This window comes from Aeromonas sp. HMWF014 (genome assembly GCF_963878295.1).
GTDB classification, from domain to species: domain Bacteria; phylum Pseudomonadota; class Gammaproteobacteria; order Enterobacterales; family Aeromonadaceae; genus Aeromonas; species Aeromonas popoffii.
Genome location: NZ_CAWNYS010000419.1, coordinates 1 through 1,645, shown reverse-complemented (window position 1 = coordinate 1,645; position 1,645 = coordinate 1). Strand labels below are relative to the sequence as shown.

Genomic DNA, 1,645 nt, shown 5'->3' with positions numbered 1-1,645 from the left:
GACGCCGGCGATCTGCCAGCCGGCGGGCAGGCTGAAGCTGCCGCTGTCGATGGCCAGCTCGCCCCGTACCAGTGCAAAAAAGGTGGACTTGCCACAGCCGTTTTTACCCACCAGGCCCACCTTGTGGCCCGGGTGTATGGTGGCGGAGGCGTTGTCCAGCAGCTTGCGGCCGCCGCGGATCAGTTCGATTTGACTGGCAACTATCATGGATGGGGTCTGCTTGCTCAAATGGAGGAGAAAAACTGGCGCGGATCTTACGTGAAATGGCGCAGATTTGCACTTGAGGTGGGGGGCTCCCACTGGCTGGGGGGGCAAAAACATGCCATAACAGAGAAATCAGTCAGGGTTGGGGAGGTTAGCATGCTTATCAGAGACATAATGACGACCCGGGTCGCTACCGTTTCCATGGATGACAGACTCACTGTCATCAAGGATATCTTCGAGCAGGCCCACTTTCGTCACCTGCTGGTGCTGGAAGAGGAGGAGCTGGTAGGGGTCATCTCGGACCGGGATCTGTTCCGTGCCATCAGTCCCTATCTCGATTCCGAGGCCGAAATGAGCCGCGATACCGAGACCCTCAATCGGCGTGCCCACCAGATCATGAGTCGCCATCCCGTCACCATCGCCCCCCATCTGCCGGTGCGCGACGGTGTGAAAATCATGCTGGAGAAGAATGTCTCCTGCCTGCCAGTGCTGGAAAATGGCGCTCTGGTCGGCATCATCAGCTGGAAGGATCTGCTGCGCACCGCCCTCGACGCTGACGCTTTCTAGTCTTTGGCCTGTGCCACCCCATGAAAAAGGGCTCCGCGGAGCCCTTTGTTGTGTCATCAAGTGGTGATGGTTGGCCCGAGTCAGGGCAATTGTTCCACCAACAGGATGTGGGAATCCGCCCCCACCACCTTGACCCGACTGCCCGCGGTGAGCGGCACCTCGCTGCGCACCGTCCAGACGGTGTCATCCAGACGCACCCGGCTTGTTCCCTGCACCACATCATCCAGCAGGGTCAACTCACGGCCCAGATAGCTCTGCATCCGCTTATTGATGGGGCTGGCGGCATCCTGACCCGAGCTGTCCAGCCGGTGCTGCCAGCGCCACCAGACCCAGGTGGTGAGCAGGGATTGCACCGCAAACAGCATCAGCTGCGCTTGCCAGCCGAAGGGCCAGAGCAGCAGGATCAAGCCGACTTCCACCGCGGCTATGCCGGTCCAGAGCAGGAAACCCACCGAGCTCAGCACTTCGATGGCCAGCAGCACGAAACCGAGTCCCAGCCAGTGCCAGTGGGTCAGCTCCGCGAGCAGGGCTGTCATGACTTGCTACTCTTGCCGTCCCTGAACAGCTCGGCCATGCCAGCTACCGAGCCAATCAGGCTGCCTGCTTCGAGCGGCATCATGATGATCTTGCTGTTGGGGCCTTCACCGATGCGGGCCAGCGCTTCCGTGTATTTCTGGGCAACGAAGTAGTTGATGGCCTGCATATCCCCCTCGGCGATGGCCTGGGAAACCATATGGGTTGCCTTGGCTTCCGCCTCGGCGGCCCGCTCCCGCGCTTCGGCGGCGAGGAAGGCGGCCTGACGCTCACCCTCAGCCTTGAGGATCTGGGACTGCTTCTCGCCTTCGGCCTTGAGGATCTTGGACTGACGCACCCC

General features: G+C 61.0%; 3 protein-coding genes and 1 pseudogene. 1 reads left to right on the top strand and 3 read right to left on the bottom strand.

All coding sequences use genetic code 11. The features are described from left to right. The coding region (locus AAC083_RS16710; RefSeq protein WP_146181707.1) for an ATP-binding cassette domain-containing protein at positions 1-207 on the bottom strand (207 nt) is incomplete at its 3' end. Positions 208-360: 153 nt separating this feature from the next. Between AAC083_RS16710 and AAC083_RS16705 the strand changes: the two genes are divergently transcribed. Next, positions 361-771 carry a CBS domain-containing protein gene (locus tag AAC083_RS16705; RefSeq protein ID WP_108537194.1) on the top strand — a complete coding sequence of 137 codons (411 nt, stop codon included), beginning with the start codon at positions 361-363 and terminating at the stop codon, positions 769-771. An 80-nt stretch (positions 772-851) separates the two neighbouring features. Here AAC083_RS16705 and AAC083_RS16700 read toward each other — a convergent pair whose 3' ends face one another. Then, on the bottom strand, positions 852-1,307 hold the full coding sequence (locus AAC083_RS16700) for an NfeD family protein (protein WP_108537193.1): 456 nt from the start codon (positions 1,305-1,307) through the stop codon (positions 852-854). Further along, positions 1,304-1,645: pseudogene (locus AAC083_RS16695) on the bottom strand (band-7 C-terminal domain-containing protein); the annotation flags it as partial. The pseudogene AAC083_RS16695 and the gene AAC083_RS16700, both read right to left, overlap by 4 nt.